The 14580-nt window shown below is 72.7% G+C and carries 12 protein-coding genes; 7 read left to right on the top strand and 5 right to left on the bottom strand.

Features of this window, described 5'->3' with window-relative positions; genetic code table 11:
* Positions 1-177 precede the first annotated feature (177 nt).
* The gene (gene yicI, locus ACIRFH_RS09300; protein ID WP_403518449.1) at positions 178-2448 is read right to left on the bottom strand and encodes an alpha-xylosidase; all 2271 of its coding nucleotides are present in this window, start codon (positions 2446-2448) and stop codon (positions 178-180) included.
* A gap of 283 nt (positions 2449-2731) precedes the next feature.
* On the opposite strand from yicI, the gene ACIRFH_RS09305 reads away from it, so the two are divergent.
* The 4 genes from ACIRFH_RS09305 to ACIRFH_RS09320 are packed head-to-tail and all read left to right on the top strand — an operon-like array spanning position 2732 to position 7219.
* Positions 2732-3988, top strand: coding sequence for an ABC transporter substrate-binding protein (locus ACIRFH_RS09305; protein WP_403518703.1), 1257 nt, complete (start codon positions 2732-2734; stop codon positions 3986-3988).
* 12 nt (positions 3989-4000) lie between these two features.
* On the top strand, positions 4001-4951 hold the full coding sequence (locus ACIRFH_RS09310; RefSeq protein WP_403518451.1) for a carbohydrate ABC transporter permease: 951 nt from the start codon (positions 4001-4003) through the stop codon (positions 4949-4951).
* Between the two features lie 6 nt (positions 4952-4957).
* A complete protein-coding gene (locus ACIRFH_RS09315; RefSeq protein ID WP_403518453.1) occupies positions 4958-5785 on the top strand; it encodes a carbohydrate ABC transporter permease in 828 nt (275 codons plus the stop codon).
* Positions 5786-5815: 30 nt separating this feature from the next.
* On the top strand, positions 5816-7219 hold the full coding sequence (locus tag ACIRFH_RS09320) for a GH1 family beta-glucosidase (RefSeq protein WP_403518455.1): 1404 nt from the start codon (positions 5816-5818) through the stop codon (positions 7217-7219).
* Positions 7220-7332: 113 nt separating this feature from the next.
* On the opposite strand, the gene ACIRFH_RS09325 is transcribed toward ACIRFH_RS09320, so the two are convergent.
* Positions 7333-8574 (bottom strand): ROK family protein, encoded by a 1242-nt coding sequence (locus ACIRFH_RS09325; protein WP_403518457.1) that lies wholly within the window; start codon positions 8572-8574, stop codon positions 7333-7335.
* A gap of 152 nt (positions 8575-8726) precedes the next feature.
* On the opposite strand from ACIRFH_RS09325, the gene ACIRFH_RS09330 reads away from it, so the two are divergent.
* From ACIRFH_RS09330 to ACIRFH_RS09340, 3 genes are read left to right on the top strand one after another with little or no spacing between them, the layout of a single operon-like run.
* A complete protein-coding gene (locus ACIRFH_RS09330; RefSeq protein WP_403518705.1) occupies positions 8727-9902 on the top strand; it encodes an MFS transporter in 1176 nt (391 codons plus the stop codon).
* 49 nt (positions 9903-9951) lie between these two features.
* Positions 9952-10686, top strand: coding sequence for a maleylpyruvate isomerase family mycothiol-dependent enzyme (locus ACIRFH_RS09335; protein ID WP_403518459.1), 735 nt, complete (start codon positions 9952-9954; stop codon positions 10684-10686).
* A 60-nt stretch (positions 10687-10746) separates the two neighbouring features.
* On the top strand, positions 10747-11040 hold the full coding sequence (locus ACIRFH_RS09340; RefSeq protein ID WP_403518461.1) for a DUF6332 family protein: 294 nt from the start codon (positions 10747-10749) through the stop codon (positions 11038-11040).
* Here the strand turns inward: ACIRFH_RS09340 and ACIRFH_RS09345 are convergent.
* The 3 genes from ACIRFH_RS09345 to ACIRFH_RS09355 all read right to left on the bottom strand — a co-directional run bounded on the left by ACIRFH_RS09345 (position 11001) and on the right by ACIRFH_RS09355 (position 14422).
* The gene (locus ACIRFH_RS09345) at positions 11001-11666 is read right to left on the bottom strand and encodes a response regulator (protein ID WP_403518463.1); all 666 of its coding nucleotides are present in this window, start codon (positions 11664-11666) and stop codon (positions 11001-11003) included. The genes ACIRFH_RS09340 and ACIRFH_RS09345 overlap by 40 nt on opposite strands.
* On the bottom strand, positions 11663-12901 hold the full coding sequence (locus ACIRFH_RS09350; protein WP_403518465.1) for a sensor histidine kinase: 1239 nt from the start codon (positions 12899-12901) through the stop codon (positions 11663-11665). The genes ACIRFH_RS09345 and ACIRFH_RS09350 overlap by 4 nt, the downstream gene beginning before the upstream one ends.
* A 279-nt stretch (positions 12902-13180) precedes the next feature.
* Positions 13181-14422, bottom strand: a complete 1242-nt coding sequence (locus ACIRFH_RS09355) for a geranylgeranyl reductase family protein (RefSeq protein ID WP_403518467.1) — start codon at positions 14420-14422, stop codon at positions 13181-13183.
* Positions 14423-14580: the final 158 nt, after the last annotated feature.

Raw genomic sequence — 14580 nt, forward strand, 5'->3', positions numbered from 1 at the left:
CCCGCGCCCCCCCCCCCCCCGCACCCCCCCCCCCCCCCCCCCCACCCCCCCCCCCCCCCCCCCCCCCCCCCCCCCCCCCCACCACCACCCCCCCCCCCCCCCCCCCCCCCGCCCCCCCCCCCCCCCGCCCCCCCCCCCCCCCCCCCCCCCCCCCCGCTCCTCCTCGCTGACGCCGCCTCACGCCAGGGGAACGGTCACCTCGCCGCTGCCCTCCGCGCTCGCCCCGCCCGCGACGCGCACGGTGAACGGACGGTCGGTGCCGCTCGCGGTGACCCGCAGGACGTCACCCTCGCGCCGGACGCGGAAGGACGCGGCCGGCGCCCCCAGCAGGTCGGGCACGGTGACCTCGGCGGTGTACTCGGGCGCGGTGGCCGGGTGCACCAGGAGGACCGGGGCGTCCAGCCAGTCGCCGTCGGGGCGCCGGTCGTCGGAGGCCAGCGGCAGGACGGCGCCCTCACGGACGTACAGCGGGAGGCTGTCGTAGCCGTGCCGTTCGGTGCGCCAGGCCGGGCCGGTGACGCGCTCGCCGGACAGGAGGTGCGTCCAGGTGCCCTCGGGGAGGTAGACCTCGACCTCGCCGTCCTCGGTGAAGACGGGGGCGACCAGGAGGTCCGGGCCGAGCATGTACTGGCGGTCCAGGGTGCGGCAGCCCGGGTCCCGCGGGAACTCCAGGAGCATGGGCCGCATCATCGGCACGCCGGTGCGGTGGGCCTCGGCGGCGACGCCGTACAGGTAGGGCATCAGGCGGTGCTTGAGCAGGGTGAAACGGCGGGCCACGTCGACGGCCTCGTCACCGAACTCCCACGGCACCCGGTACGACGAGGAGCCGTGCAGGCGGCTGTGCGAGGAGAGCAGGCCGAAGGCCAGCCAGCGCTTGAAGACCGCCGGGTCGGGTGTGCCCTCGAAGCCGCCGATGTCATGGCTCCAGAAGCCGAAGCCGCTCAGGGACAGGGACAGGCCGCCCCGCAGCGACTCGGCCATCGCCTCGAAGGAGGACCAGCAGTCACCGCCCCAGTGGACGGGGTACTGCTGGCCGCCCGCGGTCGCGGAACGGGCGAAGAGGACGGCCTCGCCCTGCCCGCGCTCCTTCTCGAGGAGTTCGAAGACGGTCCGGTTGAACAGGTGGGTGTAGTAGTTGTGCATCCGTTCCGGGTCGGAACCGTCGTGCCAGACGACGTCGGTGGGGATGCGCTCGCCGAAGTCGGTCTTGAAGCAGTCCACACCCTGGTCGAGCAGCGGCTTGAGCTTCCCGGCGAACCAGTCGCGGGCTGCCGGGCTGGTGAAGTCGACCAGGCCCATCCCCGCCTGCCACAGGTCCCACTGCCAGATGTCGCCGTTCGGCCGGCGCACCAGGTGCCCGAGCTCGGCCGCCTCGTCGAAGAGCGGGGACTTCTGGGCGATGTAGGGGTTGATCCAGACGCTGACCTTCAGGCCCTTGGCCTTGAGCCGGGCGAGCATGCCCTCCGGGTCGGGGAAGACCTCCGGGTCCCACTGGAAGTCGCACCACTGGTACTCGCGCATCCAGAAGCAGTCGAAGTGGAACACGGTCAGCGGGATGCCGCGCTCGGCCATGCCGTCGACGAACGACGTGACCGTCCGCTCGTCGTAGTCGGTGGTGAAGGACGTGGTGAGCCACAGGCCGAAGGACCAGGCGGGCGGCAGGGCGGGACGGCCGGTGAGGGCGGTGTAGCGGGTGAGGACGTCCTTGGGGGTGGGACCGGCGACGACGTAGTACTCCAGCACCTGGTCCTCGACGCTGAACTGGACCTGCCCGACGGACTCCGAGCCGACCTCGAAGGAGACCGCCCCGGGGTGGTTGACGAAGACGCCGTAGCCGCGTGAGGAGAGGTAGAACGGGATGTTCTTGTAGGCCTGTTCGCTGCTGGTGCCGCCGTCGGCCTGCCAGACGTCGACGACCTGGCCGTTCTTCACGAACGGGGTGAAGCGCTCGCCGAGGCCGTAGATCTGCTCGCCGACGCCGAGCGCGAGCCGGCTCAGCATGTGGTGCGCGCCGTCGCCGGTGGTGGCGAACGCGGTGCTCTTGGCGTTCGCACGGGTCAGTTCGCGTCCGTCGGCGTCGTGGAAGGTGAGACCGAAGGGTCCCTCGCCGTCCAGGCGCAGGGTCAGCGGACCGCTGGTCAGCTCGGTGACCGTGCCGTCCTGGCGTACCTCACCCGCCCCGTCGGGCGTTCCGGTGAGGGCGAAGTCGGGGCCCGGGCGGTGCTTGCCCGCGTGGTGGGTGACCCGTACGCCGATGACGCCCTCGGCGGGAGAGAAGCACTCGACCGTGAGGAGCGGGGCGTTGAGCGTGTCGCCGCGCCGCGTCACCTTCTTCACGGCGGCATGAGCGGTGAAGCGCTTCGATTCGGTGCGTACAGCGCGTACCTCGGTGGCGTACGACAGATGCACGCCCTCGCGGATGAGCCAGAAGCCGTCAGTGAACTTCATGATCTTCCTTGGGTGGGGCGGGAGCGGTCGAGTGGGCGCACGGAGGCCGTCCCACAGCGTTTTGATCGTACACAAAACAAACCGGTAAACCGAGGCCTCCTCACCGATATAATCGCTCTGAACAGGGGTTATTACCGAAAAGAACGCCTCCCTCACGCGGCGGAACAGCGAGACGGAGGCCACTTCCCCCTAGCGCCGGGACCCGCCCCTGACGTATTAGTCATCACAACAAACAAAACAGTCCGGCAAGGAAGCCGGACCGTACGACAGCAAGGGCCGCATGATGTCGAAGCGCTTCAACGCCGCGCACTGCGGGCGCGAACGCTCACGCAGAGCCGTCGTCCCGCTCGCCGCCGTCTCCGTCCTGGTCGCGGGTACGGCACTGACCGGCTGCGGGCAGCAGCGCGACGCCGACGTGTACACCGTGATGAACTCCTCGACCGACGAGTCGTACCACCGCTGGGACGCGGAGGCGATGGCCCGTTGCGGTGAGCAGCTGGGCGTCACCATCGAGCAGCAGAGCGTCCCCGCGGCGCAGGTGATGACGAAGGCACTGCGCATGGCGTCGTCCAAGTCGCTGCCGGACATCGTCCAGTTCGACGCCTCCGAGATGCCGACGTTCGCCGACGCCGGCGGCCTCGTCGACCTCCGGGCGCTCGGGCTGAGCACGACCGACATCCCCGAGGGCATCGTCGACTTCGGCTCGTACAAGGGGACGTACTACGGCGCCGCCCGGTCCGTGAACACGCTCGCCCTCTTCTACAACAAGGACGTCCTCGACAAGGCGGGTGTCCAGGTACCCGGCACCTGGGCCGAGCTGCGGGAGGCCGCGAAGAAGCTCACGCGGGGCAAGCAGTACGGGCTGGCGCTCAGCGCGGGCGGCGCCGAGGACGGCGTCTTCCAGTTCACGCCGTTCATGTGGTCCAACGGCGGCGACGAGACGAAGCTGGACAGTCCACAGGTCGCCGAGGCGCTCGACTACTGGAAGAGCCTGCTGAAGGACGGTTCGCTGTCGAAGTCGACGGTCAACTGGACGCAGGCCGACGTCAACGACCAGTTCATGGCCGGCAACGCGGCGATGATGATCAACGGCCCGTGGCAGGTGGAGACCCTCAACACCGACAAGTCGCTGCACTGGGGCATCGCGCGCATCCCGGTGCCCGAGGCCGGAGGCGATTCGGTGGGCCCGCTGGGCGGCGCGGTGCTCACCGTGCCGAAGACGGGTGACCCGGAGCGGGAGAGGACGGCCGGCCGGATCGTCGCCTGTCTGTCCAGCCGGAAGGAGCAGCTGACCTACGCTCTCAACAGCTGGATGGTCCCGGCGAACGCCAAGGCCGCGGCCGTGTGGCGCGAGCGGGTGCCCGAGCTGGACGCCCTCGCCGACCAGGTCGCCACCGCCCGGTCCCGGACCGCCAAGCTCGGCGCCGGCTGGTCGGGTGTGTCGCTCGCCCTGCAGAGCGCCTTCCAGTCCGCCCTGACCGGCCAGTCCAGCGAGGCCGCCCTGAAGCGCGCCCAGCAGCGGGCCACGAGCGGGAACTGAGGAATCGCCACCATGACCACGTCCACCGTCACCGCACAGGCACCCGCCGGGGCGGCCTCGAAGGCCGCGCCGGACCCGGCCCGGGCCGCGCGCCGGCGCAGGCTCACCCAGTGGGGGTTCGTCGCCCCCGCCGTCGTCTTCATGCTGCTGTTCTTCGGCTACCCGCTCGTCCGCAACGTCGTGATGAGCTTCCAGCACTACACGCCGAAGACCTTCTTCACCGGTGAGGCGCCGTTCAACGGCTCCGACAACTGGTCCGCCGTCTTCCACGACGCCCTGTTCGGCAAGGCGCTGTGGCACACGCTCGTCTTCACCGCGGGTTCGCTGCTCGGGCAGTTCTGCATCGGGCTGGCGCTCGCGGTGTTCTTCAGCCGCCGGTTCCCGCTGGGCGGCGTGCTGCGCTCGCTGATCCTGCTGCCCTGGCTGGTGCCGATGGTGGTGTCCGGCATCGTCTGGCGGCGCATCCTCGACCAGGACACGGGCGTGCTCAACTCGTTCCTGGACACCCTCGGCCTCGGCGGGCACACCCCGTGGCTGACCAGTCCGCACATGGCGCTGCTGTCCGTCATCCTGGTCAACATCTGGATCGGCATCCCGTTCAACATGGTCATCCTGTACGGCGGTCTCCAGGAGATCCCGAAGGAACTGCACGAGGCGGCCTCCCTGGACGGCGCCTCCGCGTGGCGGACCTTCCGGTCCGTGACCCTGCCGATGCTCAAGCCGGTCATCACGGTCGTGCTCGTGCTGGGCTTCATGTCGACGGTCAAGATCCTCGACCTGATCCTCGCCCTGACCGACGGCGGCCCCGCCGACTCCACGCAGACCCTGGGCACGCTCACGTACCAGAACTCGTTCGTCCAGCTGGACTTCGGCGCGGGCGCCGTCGTCGGCAACGTACTGATCCTGATCTCCGCCGTGTTCGCGGTGTTCTACCTGCGGGCCAACCGCTCCGAAGGGAAGTGACCGACGATGGCCGACCAGACTCCCACCGGGTCCCGGCGCCGCTGGGGCTCCACCGTCGCCGGTGTGCTCATCCTGTGCGTGATGCTGTTCCCGCTGTACTGGATGCTCAACACCGCGCTCCAGCCCGAGTCGGGGCTGCTCCAGGTCGACCCGGTGCCGGGCGGCCTGGACCTGTCCGGTTTCTCCAAGGCGATCAGCGACCAGGGCGGCCACCTGCTGACCTCGCTGGCCGTCTCGCTCGGCGCGGTCGTCATCTGCCTGGCGATCTCGGCGCCCGCGGCCTACGGGCTCGCCCGGTTCGGGCTGCGCGGCTCGCGCACCATCGTGTTCGGCACGCTGATCACCCAGATGGTGCCGGGCATCGTCATCGCCAACGCGCTGTACAACTCCTACGTCGACCTGGGCCTGGTCAACTCCTACTTCGGCCTGATGCTGGCGGACGCCTCGCTGGGCATCCCGTTCTCCATCGTGCTGATGCGGTCCTTCATGGTGTCGATCCCCGGCGAGGTGATCGAGGCCGCGCAGATGGACGGCGCCGGACCGGTGCGGACGTTCCTGCGGGTGGTGCTGCCGATGAGCCGCAACTCCCTGATCACCTCGGGCCTGTTCGCGTTCCTGTTCTCGTGGAGCGACTTCATGTTCGCGCTCACCCTGAACACCACCGACGAGGTCAAGCCGGTCACCCTGGGCATCTACCAGTACATCGGCGCGCACGTCGGCGACTGGGGCTCGGTGATGGCCGCCTCCGTACTGTCCGCCGTCCCGGCGGCGATCCTGCTCGTCCTCGCCCAGAAGTACATCGCCGCCGGCATCACCGGCGGGTCCGTCAAGTGACCACCGACACCAGGAGAGGGGCTTCCCCGCATGAGTGACTTCCCCCGCTTCCCGCCCGGCTTCGTCTTCGGCGCCGCGACCGCCTCGTACCAGATCGAGGGCGCCGCGCGGGAGGACGGCCGTGGCCCGTCGATCTGGGACACCTACAGCCACACCCCCGGCCTGACCGCGAACGGCGACACCGGTGACGTGGCCTGCGACCACTACCACCGCTACCGGGAGGACGTGGCGCTGCTGCGCGACCTCGGCGTGGACTCGTACCGCTTCTCGATCGCCTGGCCGCGCATCGTGCCCGAGGGGTCGGGCGCGGTGAACACCAAGGGCCTGGACTTCTACTCCCGCCTCGTCGACGAACTGCTCGCGGCGGGCATCGAACCGGCCGCCACCCTCTACCACTGGGACCTGCCGCAGGCCCTGGAGACTCCGGCCGACAGCGGCTCCGCCGCGGGAGGCGGCTGGCGGGTGCGGGAGACGGCGGAGCGGTTCGCCGAGTACACGGCGGTGGTCGCCGAGCACCTGGGCGACCGGGTGCCGCGCTGGATCACCCTGAACGAGCCGTGGTGCAGCGCCTTCCTCGGCTACTCCATCGGCCGGCACGCCCCCGGGGCCAAGGAGGGCCGCGGCGCCCTGGCCGCCGTCCACCACCTGCTGGTCGGCCACGGTCTGGCGGTGAAGGCGCTGCGGGCGGCCGGGGTGCGGGAGGTGGGCATCACGCTCAACCTCGACCGCAACCTGCCGGCCACCGACTCCCCCGCCGACCTGGCGGCCGTGGTCCGCGCGGACACCCAGCACAATCTGGTGTGGACCGAGCCGATCCTGGCGGGCCGGTACCCGGCGACGGAGGAGGAGACCTTCGGCGAGCTGATCACCGGCGAGGACTTCCGGCGGGACGGCGACCTGGAACTGATCTCCCAGCCGCTGGACTTCCTCGGCATCAACTACTACCGGCCGATCGTGGTCGCCGACGCCCCGCACCGCGAGGCCGACCCGGCGCTCCGCGTCGCCACGGACAACCGGTACGAGGAGGTACGGCTTCCCGGCGTGCGGCACACCGCGATGAACTGGCCGGTGGTCCCCGAGTCCTTCACCGACCTGCTGGTCCAGCTCAAGAAGCAGTACGGTGACGCGCTGCCGCCCATCCACATCACGGAGAACGGCTCGGCGGAGGACGACACGGTCGCCGCCGACGGCGCGGTGCACGACGCCGACCGGGTGGAGTACCTGCGCGGCCATCTGACCGCGCTGAAGGCGGCGATGGACGCGGGCGTGGACGTCCGCGGCTACTACGTGTGGTCGTTGCTGGACAACTTCGAGTGGGCGTTCGGCTACGACAAGCGGTTCGGCATCGTGCGGGTCGACTACGACACGCAGAAGCGCACGCCGAAGGACAGCTACCGCTGGTACCGGGACCTGATCGCCGCGCACCGCGGGTGACGTGCGTCGAGGAGGGGGCCGCCGGGCAGTCGGGCGGCCCCCTCCCGGTTCGGCCCCGCCCCGTTCCCGTTCAGTCCCCGCCGCCTTCCGTTCAGTCTTCGCCCCGTTCCCGTTCAGTCCCCGCCGCGTTCCGCGTGCCCGGCCGGGTCGGCCAGCACCTCGCGGACGATCACGCCGGCCGCGCCCCGGGCCGCGTCGCCGAGCGAGGAGGCGGCCCGCAGCCGCTTGCCGTCCTCGGTCCACAGCCCGGAGACCACCCGCAGCGCCAGTTCGCGGTCGACGGCGGGCGCCAGCCAGTCCATCAGCTCGCGGTAGACACCGCCGAGCATCACCGCGTCGGGATCGAAGAGGTTCACCGCGCCCGACACCACGACGCCCAGCTGCCGTCCCGCCCGTTCGACGGCCGACAGCGCGGACGGCTCGCCCTGCCGGGCCCGGCGTCCGAGCTCGGCGACACCCCGCACGCCCGTGCCCGCGTCGATGCCCGCGGCCTCCAGCAGGGCGGCCTGACCGGCGTACTGCTCCAGGCAGCCGCGGGCCCCGCACCGGCACAGCGGACCGTCCGGGTCGACCACCATGTGCCCGATCTCCCCGGCGAAGCCGTGCGCGCCGCGCAGCAGCTCGCCCCCCAGGACCAGCGCGCCGCCGATGCCGATCTCGCCCGTCAGGTAGAGGAAGCTGCGTACGCCCGCGGTGCCCGCCCCGAACCACAGCTCGGCGAGCGCCGCGGCGTTGGCCTCGTTGTCTGAGCTGACCGGCAGGGGGCGGTGGTCGGGGCGCAGGGCGAGGAGCGCCTGCGCGAACAGCCCCTCGACCGCGACCCGCTGCCACCCGAGGTTGGGTGCCTGGCGTACGGTGCCGCCGGTGACCAGGCCGGGCAGCGCGACGTGGACGCCGGCCGGTGCGAGGTCCTGCTCGGCCGCCGAGCCGAGGGCGCGGGCCGCCAGTCGGGCCGCGCGCGCCAGCACCTCGGAGGGCTGGACCCCGCGGTTGTCGCAGTGCTCCACGAGGCGTACCCGGTCGGTGCCGGCGAGGTCGACCACGCACACGGTGACGTAGTCGATGTTGATCTCGACGCCCAGGCCCGCCGGACCCGACCGGGACACCTTCAAAACGGTGCCGGGCCGTCCCGCCTGGCCGCTGCTGGTCTTGCCCCACTCGGTGACGAAGCCGTACTCCAGCAACTGTTCCACCAGGGACGACACGGCGGCGCGGGTCAGTCCGACGTGCGTGGCGATCCCGGCCCGGGTCGCCTCCCCCGCGTCGTGCACGGCCCTCAGGACGAGGCTGAGGTTGTGCCGTCTGACCGTGGCCTTGTCGGCCTTCGGTCCCAGGGGGGACAGGTTGTTCATCATGATCCTTCGAGCGTATGCGACGGCATCCCGGCCCTCACCAGGGACGGAGCCGGGCGGGGCGGGCGGCCGGGGACGGCCTTGCCGCTCACCGGGGCCCGCGCCTAGCCTGCTGTTTTGTGCCGCAGATAAACAAAGCCCGTTCGCACAGCGCCGTGCCGGGCCCCCGCAACGACCTCACCCGTCTCCGTATCGCCCTGACCGCGTTCTTCGCCCTCGACGGCTTCGTCTTCGCGGGCTGGGTCGTGCGGATCCCCGCCGTCAAGGAGCAGACCGGCGCCTCCGCCGCCGCGCTCGGGCTGGCCCTGCTCGGTGTCTCGGCGGGCGCCGTGGTCACCATGACCCTCACCGGACGGCTGTGCCGCCGCTACGGCAGCCATCCCGTCACCGTCGCCTGCGCGGTCCTGCTCTGTCTCAGCATCGCGCTGCCCCCACTGACCCACTCCCCGCTCGCCCTCGGTGCCGTGCTGCTGGTGTTCGGCAGCGCGTACGGCGGGATCAACGTCGCCTTCAACAGCGCCGCCGTCGATCTGGTGGCCGTACTGCGGCGCCCGGTCATGCCGAGCTTCCATGCCGCGTTCAGCCTCGGCGGCATGACCGGGGCGGGGCTCGGCGGACTCGTCGCCGGGGCGCTGTCGCCGACCCGGCATCTGCTCGGCCTCACCGTGACCGGCCTGCTGGTCACCCTGGTCGCGGGCCGCGCCCTGCTGCGCTGCGCGCCCGCCGTGCCGCCGGACCGCGCGCCGCGCCGGGCGGACGGCGCACCGCGCCGGCTCGACGGCCGCGCGCGCCGCCTGGTGCTCACCTTCGGCCTGATCGCGCTGTGCACGGCGTACGGCGAGGGGGCCATGGCCGACTGGGGTGCCCTGCATCTGGAGCAGGACCTCGACGCCTCGCCGGGCCTGGCGGCGGCCGGGTACTCCTGCTTCGCGCTCGCCATGACCGCGGGCCGGCTGACCGGTACCACGTTGCTGGAACACCTCGGCCGGACGACGGCGGTGGTGGCAGGCGGCACCGTCGCCGTGGCCGGCATGCTGCTCGGCTCGCTCGCACCCTCCGTGTGGGCGGCGCTGTTCGGCTTCGCGGTCACCGGGCTCGGGCTCGCCAACCTGTTCCCCGTCGCGGTGGAACGGGCCGGTGCGCTGGGCGGCCCCGACGGCGTGGCGACCGCGTCCACTCTGGGTTACGGCGGCATGCTGCTCGGACCGCCCGCGATCGGTTTCATGGCCGACTGGTTCTCGCTGCCGACCGCGCTCACCAGCGTCGCGGCGCTGGCGGCCGTGGCGGTGCTCATCACGGTCGTGACCCGGCACGCGGCGGCCTCGCCCTGACGCGGTCCGCCCTCCCCTGGAGCGCACTCCATCGTGCACACTCTCCGCCATGGAGATCGCCGTGTACGTCAAGACACTGGACCGCGAGGGCGAGTTGCTGGCCGCCGCCGCGCAGAAGGCGGGAACCGGCACCGACGTACCGACCTGCCCCGGCTGGCAGGTACGTGACCTGCTGCGGCACACCGGGACGGTACACCGCTGGGCGGCGGCGTTCCTCGCCGAGGGACACACCGGGCCCCGGCCCGCAGGGGGCCCGCCGGACCTGGACGGAGCCGAGCTGACGGCCTGGTTCCGCGAGGGCCACCGGTATCTCGTCGACACCCTCTCCGGCGCCTCGCCGGACGTTCGGTGCTGGCACTTCCTGCCCGCCCCGTCGCCGCTGGCGTTCTGGGCGCGGCGGCAGGCGCACGAGACGACGGTGCACCGCTACGACGCGGAGTCCGCCCGCGGCGGCGCCCCCTCCGGCATCGACGCCGCCTTCGCCGTGGACGGCATCGACGAACTCCTCACCGGCTTCCACGCCCGCGAGAAGAGCCGGGTCCGCACCGACGGGCCCCGGGCGCTGCGGGTCCGGGCGACCGACGCCGACGGCGCGGTGTGGACCGTACGGCTGTCGGAGGGGCCGCCCGTGGCCGAGCGGGGCGAGGCGGCGGACGCCGACTGCGAGATCGCGGGACCGGCGGCGCAGCTGTACCTGTCGCTGTGGAACCGGGTGCCGTTCCCCTCCGTGACCGGCGACCCCGCCCCGGCCGCGCTGTGGCGGGAGACCTCTGCGGTCATCTGACGCCGGGCCGTCGGGCCGACCCCGCTTGTCCGCCCCCGCCGGCGCTGGGACACTTCCGCCATGACCGGTCATGGGGGACGGCGGACGCAGGCCGAGCGGGATGCGATGACCGTCGAGATCGGGTACGCGCTGTGCAGCGCGGCGTTCGCGGCGGCGGTGCTGCTCGGTGCCGTGGCGGGACCGGCGTACGTGTTCGACCTGTCGGGCGGTGCGCGTTCCACGCTGACCGGGACGGGGGTGACGCTGGCCGTCGTGGTGTTCTTCGCCCGCGTGGTGAGCGTGCTGGTCCGCTTCCGGCCACGGGCCCAGGCCGGTCAGCCCAGCCAGCCCGGCCGCACCAGACCCGATTCGTAGGCGAGGACGACGAGTTGGGCGCGGTCGCGGGCGCCCAGCTTCACCATGGTGCGGCTGACGTGGGTCTTGGCGGTGAGGGGGCTGACGACCAGCCGGCGGGCGATCTCCTCGTTGGACAGGCCCATGCCGACCAGGGCCATCACCTCCCGTTCCCGCTCGGTGAGCCGGGCCAGCGCGTCGGCGGCGGCGGGTTCCTTGGAGCGGGCCGCGAACTCGGCGATCAGGCGGCGGGTCACCCCCGGTGAGAGCAGCGCGTCCCCGGCGACCACCGCCCGTACGGCGCGCAGGAGTTCGTCGGGCTCGGTGTCCTTGACCAGGAATCCGGAGGCGCCCGAGCGGATGGCCTCGAAGACGTACTCGTCGAGCTCGAAGGTGGTGAGCATGACCACCTTCACGTCCCTCAGCTCCTCGTCCCCGGTGACCCGGCGGGTGGCGGCCAGACCATCGAGGACGGGCATGCGGATGTCCATCAGGACGACGTCGGGGCGCAGTTCGCGGATCGCGCGCACCGCCTCCTCGCCGTCGGCGGCCTCACCGGACACCTCGATGTCCGGCTGCGCGTCCAGCAGCGCCCGGAAGCCGGCCCGTACCAGTGACTGGTCGTCGGCGAGCAGTACGCGGATCACCGGTCCTCCTCCTCGGCGTGCCGCACGGTGAGCGGCAGGGACGCGAGCACCCGGAAGCCGCCGTCGGGGCGCGGGCCCGCCTCGATGGTGCCACCGAGTGCCGCCGCCCGCTCCCGCATTCCGGCCAGCCCGTTGCCACTGCCGCCGGCGTCGGCGCCGGTCGCGGGTCCGTCGTCGTCGATGCGCAGCCGCAGCGTGCCGCCGTCCCGGGCGAGGCGGACGCGGGCGCGGCGCGAACCCGAGTGCCGTACGACGTTGGTGAGGGCCTCCTGGACGATCCGGAACGCGGCGAGGTCCGTTCCGGGCGGCAGGCGCGGCGGCTCCCCCTCGACCTCCACGGTGAGGCCGGCGCTCGCCGCCTGGTCCACCAGCTCGGGCAGCCGGTCCAGGCCGGGGGCCGGCGCACGCGGCGCGTCGCCGGGGGCGCGGAGGGTGTCGAGGACCTGGCGGACCTCGCCGAGCGCCTCCTTGCTCTTGTCCTTGATGGTGGTGAGCGCGGTGCGGGCCTGTTCGGGGTCGCTGTCCAGGAGGGCGAGACCGACGCCCGCCTGTACGTTGATGACGGAGATGCTGTGGGCGAGGACGTCGTGCAGTTCGCGGGCGATCCGCAGCCGTTCCCGGTCCGCGCGCCGCTTGGCGGCCTGGGCGCGTTCGGCCCGCTCCCGCGCCCACTGCTCGCGCCGGGTCCGGGCCAGCTCCGACACGGCGACGATCGCCACCACCCAGGTGGCGATCACCAGCTCCTGCCCCCAGGAGGCGGCCGGGTCCCCGGACGGGGGCAGCCACCGGTAGAGCCAGTGGGCCAGCAGGGCGTGCCCGGCCCACAGCGCGGCCATCGCCGTCCACGCGGCCCTGCGGTGCCCGGCGACGACGGCACTGAAACAGGCCACCGCGACGGCCAGGAACACCGGCCCGTACGGATATCCGGCGCCCAGGTAGACCAGAGTGGTGACGGCCGTGCCGAACACGACGGCCACGGGGTACCGCTGCCGGCCCAGCAGGGCGATGCCGGTCACGAGCAGCAGGACGCGGGCGAAGAGGTCGAGCGGGGTCCGTTCCCCCGCCTGGGCGTGGGCGGCGAAGTTCGAGCCGAGCAGCACGAACGCCGTGATCAGCGCCGTGGAGAGCCAGGGCAGGCGGGGGCCGCGCTCCTCGTCGCCCCGGTGGTTCCACCACGGGGGCCCGTACCGCCACCACCGCGGTGACTCGCCCCCGTGCTCGCGCTGTCCGTCCATGCCCGCCACGCTAGACGCCGTCGCACCGGACGGCGTCACCCGCGCGTGGTGATCGCGCGTACTTCCCACGAAGTACGACTTCCCTGCGCGGTACCGGCTTCTCCGCGAAGCACGGCCGCGGCCGGCCCGGCAGGCACAGAGATCCGCCCCGGTCGCGAGAGCGGCCGGATGCGGCGCGTCCCGCACAGCCCGCGCCGTCCCTCGCCCGCAACGGCCGCCCGCCCGCGCGGGCACCCCGGCCCCCGCGCGCCGCCGGCCACCCGGTGTTCCGGATCGAGGTCAGGAACCGGCCTCGTCGGCCGCGGGCTCCACGGGCCGCCGGTCCATGGCCGACAGGGCCCGCTGCGCCAGCGGATGGCTGCGGACCAGCTCGCCCAGCGACGTCGAGCCCTGGGTGATGTCCCGGAACGCCCGCCAGGCGGGGCGGAAACCGGTCAGCGCCGCGTGGAAGAGCCCCGGGCGGCGTTCGAAGACCGCCAGCATCCGCTTGCCGACGCTCATCTCGACGCCCAGCCCGGCCTTGACGGCGAACGCGTAGTTCAGGGCCTGCTTGCGCGCGTCCACGGCGTCGTGCGCCTCCGCGACCCGCACCGCCCACTCCCCCGCGAGCCGTCCCGAGCGCAGCGCGAACGAGATGCCCTCGCGCGTCCACGGCTCCAGGAGCCCCGCCGCGTCCCCGCACACCAGCACCCGGCCCCGCGACAGCGGCGAGTCGTCGGCGCGGCAGCGGGTCAAGTGGCCGGAGGAGATGCTGGGTTCGAAGCCGGCGAGGCCGAGCCGTCCGATGAAGTCCTCCAGGTACCGCTTGGTCGCCGCTCCCTCGCCGCGCGCCGAGATCACACCGACGGTGAGCGTGTCGCCCTTGGGGAAGACCCAGCCGTAACTGCCCGGCAGCGGCCCCCAGTCGATGAGGACCCGGCCCCTCCAGTCGTCGGCGACCGTGTCGGGCACCGGGATCTCCGCCTCCAGGCCGAGGTCGACCTGGTCGAGCTTGACTCCCACGTGCGCGCCTATCCGGCTCGCGCTGCCGTCCGCGCCGACGACGGCCCGCGCCAGCACCGTCTCGCCGCCCTGCAGGACGACGGCGACCGTGCGTCGGTCCGGCACCGCCGACCCGTGCTGCTCGACCCGCGTCACCGTCGCCCCGGTGCGCAGCTCGGCGCCCGCCTTCTGGGCGTGTTCGACGAGTTGCTGGTCGAACTCCGGCCGGTTGATCAGGCCGAACAGCATCTGCTTGGAACGCCGGGTGCGGGTGAAGCGGCCGTTGTGGGAGAACGTCACCGCGTGCACGCGGTCCCGCAGGGGCAGGTCGAAACCGGGGGGCAGGGTGTCACGCGAGGGGCCGATGATGCCGCCGCCGCACGTCTTGTAGCGGGGCAGCTCCGCCTTCTCCAGCAGCAGCACGCGCCGCCCCGCGACCGCCGCCGCGTAGGCGGCCGAGGCCCCCGCCGGTCCCGCGCCCACCACGACGACGTCCCAGACCTGACGCGTGTCGTCCGCCGAAGAGTTCTCGCTGCTCACGATGGTCTACTGCTCCGATCAAACCGCATGCCGCACCTGACCCCCGCATCCTACGGCGGGCATCGCCGCAGGCCACTGTGGGAGGATCGGCGACGGACGCCGCCCGCCCTCCGGGAGGTGTCCGCACCCGCACGATCACCCGTACACAGCGGTGGGCG

Origin of the sequence: Streptomyces sp. NPDC093586 (genome assembly GCF_044764905.1) — a bacterium.
Lineage (GTDB): Bacteria > Actinomycetota > Actinomycetes > Streptomycetales > Streptomycetaceae > Streptomyces.

Excerpts from the sequence above, each read along its gene's own strand:
- yicI (WP_403518449.1), bottom strand. The coding sequence starts at position 2,448 with ATGAAGTTCACTGACGGCTTCTGGCTCATCCGCGAGGGCGTGCATCTG.
- ACIRFH_RS09305 (WP_403518703.1), top strand. The coding sequence starts at position 2,732 with ATGTCGAAGCGCTTCAACGCCGCGCACTGCGGGCGCGAACGCTCACGC.
- ACIRFH_RS09310 (WP_403518451.1), top strand. The coding sequence starts at position 4,001 with ATGACCACGTCCACCGTCACCGCACAGGCACCCGCCGGGGCGGCCTCG.
- ACIRFH_RS09315 (WP_403518453.1), top strand. The coding sequence starts at position 4,958 with ATGGCCGACCAGACTCCCACCGGGTCCCGGCGCCGCTGGGGCTCCACC.
- ACIRFH_RS09320 (WP_403518455.1), top strand. The coding sequence starts at position 5,816 with ATGAGTGACTTCCCCCGCTTCCCGCCCGGCTTCGTCTTCGGCGCCGCG.
- ACIRFH_RS09325 (WP_403518457.1), bottom strand. The coding sequence starts at position 8,574 with ATGATGAACAACCTGTCCCCCCTGGGACCGAAGGCCGACAAGGCCACG.
- ACIRFH_RS09335 (WP_403518459.1), top strand. The coding sequence starts at position 9,952 with ATGGAGATCGCCGTGTACGTCAAGACACTGGACCGCGAGGGCGAGTTG.
- ACIRFH_RS09340 (WP_403518461.1), top strand. The coding sequence starts at position 10,747 with ATGACCGGTCATGGGGGACGGCGGACGCAGGCCGAGCGGGATGCGATG.
- ACIRFH_RS09350 (WP_403518465.1), bottom strand. The coding sequence starts at position 12,901 with ATGGACGGACAGCGCGAGCACGGGGGCGAGTCACCGCGGTGGTGGCGG.